Origin of the sequence: Microbacterium sp. C448 (assembly GCF_000582705.2) — a bacterium.
Lineage (GTDB): Bacteria > Actinomycetota > Actinomycetes > Actinomycetales > Microbacteriaceae > Microbacterium > Microbacterium lacus_A.
The window spans coordinates 1-5,152 of record NZ_HG779738.1 but is presented as its reverse complement, the minus strand read 5'-3'; the positions used below and the strand labels follow the sequence as shown (position 1 = coordinate 5,152).

Annotated in this window: 6 protein-coding genes; 4 read left to right on the top strand and 2 right to left on the bottom strand. The window is 69.4% G+C overall.

What is annotated here, in order from left to right:
• Positions 1-388, top strand: a 388-nt coding sequence (ispF, locus tag MIC448_RS11705) for a 2-C-methyl-D-erythritol 2,4-cyclodiphosphate synthase (protein WP_036299873.1), incomplete at its 5' end; no start/stop codon positions are given.
• 3 nt (positions 389-391) lie between these two features.
• On the opposite strand, the gene MIC448_RS11700 is transcribed toward ispF, so the two are convergent.
• A complete protein-coding gene (locus MIC448_RS11700; protein ID WP_036299870.1) occupies positions 392-1,327 on the bottom strand; it encodes a DMT family transporter in 936 nt (311 codons plus the stop codon).
• A gap of 121 nt (positions 1,328-1,448) precedes the next feature.
• Here MIC448_RS11700 and cysS point away from each other — a divergent pair, with 121 nt between their 5' ends.
• Genes cysS through MIC448_RS11685 form a run of 3 tightly spaced genes read left to right on the top strand, consistent with a single transcriptional unit; the run spans position 1,449 to position 4,510 of the window.
• On the top strand, positions 1,449-2,849 hold the full coding sequence (cysS, locus tag MIC448_RS11695) for a cysteine--tRNA ligase (protein WP_036299868.1): 1,401 nt from the start codon (positions 1,449-1,451) through the stop codon (positions 2,847-2,849).
• The gene (gene rlmB / locus MIC448_RS11690; protein ID WP_036299866.1) at positions 2,842-3,834 is read left to right on the top strand and encodes a 23S rRNA (guanosine(2251)-2'-O)-methyltransferase RlmB; all 993 of its coding nucleotides are present in this window, start codon (positions 2,842-2,844) and stop codon (positions 3,832-3,834) included. The genes cysS and rlmB overlap by 8 nt, the downstream gene beginning before the upstream one ends.
• Before the next feature lie 34 nt (positions 3,835-3,868).
• Positions 3,869-4,510, top strand: coding sequence for an NAD(P)-dependent oxidoreductase (locus tag MIC448_RS11685; RefSeq protein WP_036299864.1), 642 nt, complete (start codon positions 3,869-3,871; stop codon positions 4,508-4,510).
• Between the two features lie 3 nt (positions 4,511-4,513).
• Here the strand turns inward: MIC448_RS11685 and MIC448_RS11680 are convergent.
• Positions 4,514-5,152 (bottom strand): DUF4032 domain-containing protein (locus MIC448_RS11680; protein WP_036299862.1); only part of this gene is annotated, 639 nt, incomplete at its 5' end.

Below are 5,152 nucleotides of genomic sequence, written 5' to 3'. Positions count from 1 at the left end.
GGGCGAGCCGGGACTGGCGGGGCACTCGGATGGCGACGCCGTCGCACACGCGATCGTCGACGCGCTCCTCTCTGCCGCTGGGCTGGGCGACATCGGCACGCACTTCGGTGTGGACCGCCCCGAGTTCGCGGGCGCGCACGCGGGTGCGTTCTTGACGAGGACGCGAGAGCTCCTCGGCAACGCGGGTTGGGCTGTCGGAAACGTCTCCGTTCAGTTCCAGGCCAACCGGCCGCGATTCTCGGCACGTCGCGCCGAGGCGGAAGCGGTGTTGTCCGAGGCTCTCGGTGCTCCGGTCTCGATCGCCGCGACGACGACGGACGGACTGGGGTTCACCGGCCGCGGTGAGGGCGTGGCGGCCTTCGCTGTTGCCCTGGTCGTTCCCGCCTGAATTTCACGCCTCCACGGCGAAGGGCTTCGGGTCTCGGGGCGCGCGTGAGCCCCATGCCAGTGTGACGAGGCCGACGGCGAGCACCAGGAGCCCCGCCACGGCGAGAACGCTCAGCTGCTCGCCGAGGACGCTCACCCCCAGGATGCTCGCGGTCAGTGGCTCGCCGAGGGTCAGTGTCGCCGCGGTCGCGGCCGTCAGCCCGTTCAGGCCCCAGGTGAACAGCACGTAGGCGACGGATATCGTTCCGATGCCGAGCCATACGGCCATCACCACTCCCGCGGGCTCCCGGAGCCACGAGAGGTCGACAAAGGGCAGCACGCAGGCGGAGAGCACGGCGGAGCCCGCGCCCATCGCGCCGACCACGGTGAAAGGGTCCCACCCGCCGTCCAGCAGTCGTCGCTGCGCATTGGCGATGACGGCGAAGGTTGCGCCCGCGCCAACCGAGCCGAGGAATCCGAGGGGGTCCGTGCCGCCGGTTCCCGCGGCATCCGTCCCGCCGCCCATTCCCAGCAGGGCGACACCGACGGTCGAGAGTGCCGTGGCGAGCAGCCAGGCGCCGCTCGGACGGCGGCGCGTCAGCGACCACTCGAGTACACCGGCCAGGATCGGCGCCGAGCCGAGCGCGATGACCGTGCCCACCGCGACGCCGTTGCGGGCGGTGCCCAGGAAGAACAGCGGCTGGTAGAGCGCGAGGCACAGGCCCGTGAGCGCCATGAGAGCGAGCGGCGCTGCCGTGAGGCGGGGGCGCGGTGGGACCGTGCCGCGGCGGTGGGCACGCCGGGCGAGCAGGAACGCGATCACTGCGAGGCCGGTACCACCGAGCACAAGGCGCACCACTCCGATCGAGAGGGGGGTGGTGTTGTCGGGGCCGAGCGCCTGCGAGGTACCGGTCGTGCCGAAGAGGACGGCCGCGGCGAGCACGGCGAGGACAGGAAGCACCCTCCAGTTCTACCCGGTCGGCGTGGGGGCGTCGAACTGTCGCAAACCGCTGCATCCGCTCGCCAGATCGAGCGTTTCGTGACAGCTCGATGCGCCGAACCCCCGCCGGTAGGGTAGATGAGTGACTCTCCGGCTCCATGACACGAAGGCGCAGCAACTGCGCGACTTCGTGCCGAGCGAACCCGGACGCGTGTCGATGTACGTCTGCGGCCCGACCGTGCAGTCCGGCCCGCACCTCGGGCACCTGCGCGGCGCGCTCGCGTTCGACGTGCTGCGCGGATGGCTCGAGCACCGCGTCGGCCCCGTGACGTACGTCAGAAATGTCACGGATATCGACGACAAGGTGCTCGCGAATGCGACGCCCGACGAGACTTGGTGGGCGCTCGCCTACCGCATGGAGCGCGCCTTCGACGACGCGTATTCCGCGATCGGCATTCGTCCTCCGACGTATGAACCACGCGCGACGGCGTCGATTCCGCAGATGCAGGAACTGATCGCGCGGCTGATCGACGAGGGACACGCGTACGCCGCGGAGGGCGACGTCTACTTCGACGTTCGTTCGTGGCCCGAGTACGGCACGCTCACGCGTCAGTCGCTCGACGCCATGGAGGCCGCGGCCGACGCCGACCCGCGGGGCAAGCGCGATCCGCATGACTTCGCGCTGTGGAAGGGCGCGAAGGCGGACGAACCCGCCAGCGCGATCTGGGATTCACCGTGGGGCGCCGGCCGGCCGGGTTGGCACATCGAGTGCTCGGCGATGTCGCGCCGCTACCTCGGTCCCGAGTTCGACATCCACGGCGGCGGGCTCGATCTGCGCTTCCCCCACCACGAGAACGAGCTCGCGCAGTCTTCGGCCGCGGGCGACGCGTTCGCGCGGTATTGGGTGCACAACGGGCTCGTCACCGTCGACGGCCAGAAGATGTCGAAGTCGCTCGGCAACTTCGTGCTCGCCGAAGACATCCTGCGCGCCTACGACCCGCTCGTCGTCCGTTACGCACTTGTGTCGGCGCACTATCGTTCCAGCCTCGACATCACGGAATCTTCCTTCGCGGAGGCCGCGTCGGCCCTCGAGCGGCTGCGCACGTTCCTGGTCCGGCTCGGACGTGCCCGCGGTGGGGAGTACGGATGGTTCGCCACCGACCTGCCCGACGCCTTCGTCGCCGCGATGGACGATGACCTGGGTGTTCCCGAAGCGCTCGCGGTGCTGCACGAGACCGTGCGCGCGGGGAACGCGGCGCTCGACGCGGGAGACGTGGATACCGCGACCACCGCGGCGATTCACGTGCACACGATGGCCGGGATCCTCGGGATCGACCCCATGTCTGAGCGCTGGCGCGGGCATTCGGACGGCGCGGAGGCCCGCGCATTGCATACTCTGGTCACGAGCCTGATCGACCAGCGTGCGCGTGCGCGCGCCGGTAAGGACTGGGCCGCGGCAGACCGGATCCGCGACGCCGTCGCGGCGGCCGGCATCACTTTAGAAGACACCTCAGACGGCACGCATTGGAGCATCGATGGCTAAGCCAGGACGGCCCGGCGCGAGCAGGGGCAAAAAGGGACCCACAAAGGGCACGGGCGGAAAGAACAAGCGTTCGCTCGAAGGTCGTGGGCCGACGCCCAAGGCCGAGGATCGCGCGTGGCACCCCGCGGGTAAGCGCAAGGCCGCGGCCGAGCGCTTCGCTGCCGCGGGCGGCAAGGGGCGCCCCAGCTCGAACCCGAACTCGGGCCGCGCACCCCGCGCGAAGAAGGACGAAGAGACCGAGGTCGTCACCGGTCGCAACTCGGTGCTCGAGGCGCTCCGGGCGAAGATCCCCGCGACGGCCTTCTACATCGCGCAGCGCGTCGAGATGGACGACCGCGTGAAAGAGATGCTTTCGCTCGCGACGAACCGCGAGATCCCCGTGCTCGAGGTCACCCGCCCGGAGCTTGACCGCATGGCCGGCTTTGATGGCGTGCACCAGGGTGTCGCGCTCAAGGTTCCGCCGTACGAGTACGGACACCCTCAGGACCTGCTCGAGAAGGTCATCGACGCCGGCAAGCTGCCGCTTTTCGTCGCCCTCGACGGCATCACCGATCCCCGCAACCTCGGCGCGATCATCCGCTCGACCGCGGCGTTCGGCGGTCACGGCATCATCCTGCCGCAGCGTCGTTCGGCGAGCGTGAACAGCGCGGCGTGGAAGACCAGCGCGGGAGCGGCGGCGCGTACGCCCGTCGTGGTCGCACCGAACCTCACCTCGACCCTGAAGGACTTCAAACGCCAGGGCGTCTTCGTGCTCGGGCTCGACGGCGATGGCGATGTGTCGCTGCCCGCACTCGAGCTCGCCGACCGGCCGATCGTGATCGTCGTCGGCAGCGAGGGCAAGGGCCTGTCGCGGCTGGTGGCCGAAACATGCGACCAGATCGTGTCGATCCCCATCTCGGCCAGCACCGAATCGCTGAACGCCGGCATCGCGGCATCCGTCGCCCTGTATCAGGTGTCGACGCTGCGCGCGTCGGTCGGAGACTGAAGCACCCGCCTAGCCGCACGCGAAAGGATCACGGATGTCTCGCATCGCCGTCATCGGAGGAACCGGCTACGCCGGTAGTCACATCGTCGCCGAGGCGGTGGATCGCGGGCACACCGTGCTCTCTGTCGCCCGCACCGCGCCGTCCGAGCGCGTCACGGGTGTGACCTACATCGAGGGAACGCTGATGGACGTCCCGGGCCTCGTCGCCGAGATCCAGGGTGCCGAGGTCGTCGTCGTGTCGGTTCCCGCGCGGGGCGAGATGGCAGGACTCCTTCGTCCCGCCGTCGCCGAGCTCGTCGCAACCCTGCAGCCGGGAACACGGATCGGCGTGATCGGCGGGGCGGGCGGAAGCCTCTCCGCACCGGGCGGCCCCCGGGTCATCGATCTGCCGAGCTTCAACGACGAGTACAAGCCCGAGGCGTTCGAGGCGATCGGCATCCTCGAGGACTTGCAGGCCGGGGATCCGTCGATCGATTTCTTCTACGTCCACCCGGCGGGCGGGTTCGGAGCATGGAACCCGGGTGAGCGGACCGGGTCGTACCGTGACGGCGGCGATGTCATCGTGACCGACGCCGACGGGGAGTCGTTCATCTCGGGCGCCGACCTGGGCGTCGCGGTGCTCGATGAGATCGAGTCGCCGAAGCACTCGCGCGAGCGCTTCACGGTCGGGTACTGACTACTAGACGAGGTCGCGCCAGTCGACGGCGTCTGCCTCGGCGTCCGGCTCGATGGGCGCATCCTCGGGGATGACCGAGAGCGCCAGCGTCTCAGTTGGCGGGCCCATGATCGTGGCCTCGTCCCGGCGGTGACGCAGGACATCGTTGACGTACGACGTCAGGGCCTCGGCGAGCGGAACGGATGACCCCCGCTCCTGCGACATGTACCACCTGTGCTCCAGCACCTGGTGGAACACCTCGGCGGGCTCGAGCTTGGCGCGGAGATCGTAGGGGATGGCCTTGACGACGGGTTCAAAGACTCGCGTCAGCCACTCGTGGGCGACCATTTCTTCGTCGACGCCGAGGCGAGAGACGCGGGCGCGGAACTCGTCGAGGTCGTTCAGCAGGCGCCGTGCCTGGTTCTCTTCGACGTCGAGCCCGGTGAGCCGGATCAGGCGGCGCTGGTGGTGCCCGGCGTCGACGACCTTCGGTTGGATCGAAACGCGCGTGCCGTCGGGCGCGGCCTGGATGGACATCTCGCCGATGTCGAACCCGAGAGCATTCAGGCGCTGCACGCGTTCGGTGAGGCGCCACGACTCTGCCGACGAGAAGCTCTCTTGGTCCGTGAGTGCCGCCCACAGCGAGTGGTAGGACGAGAGGAT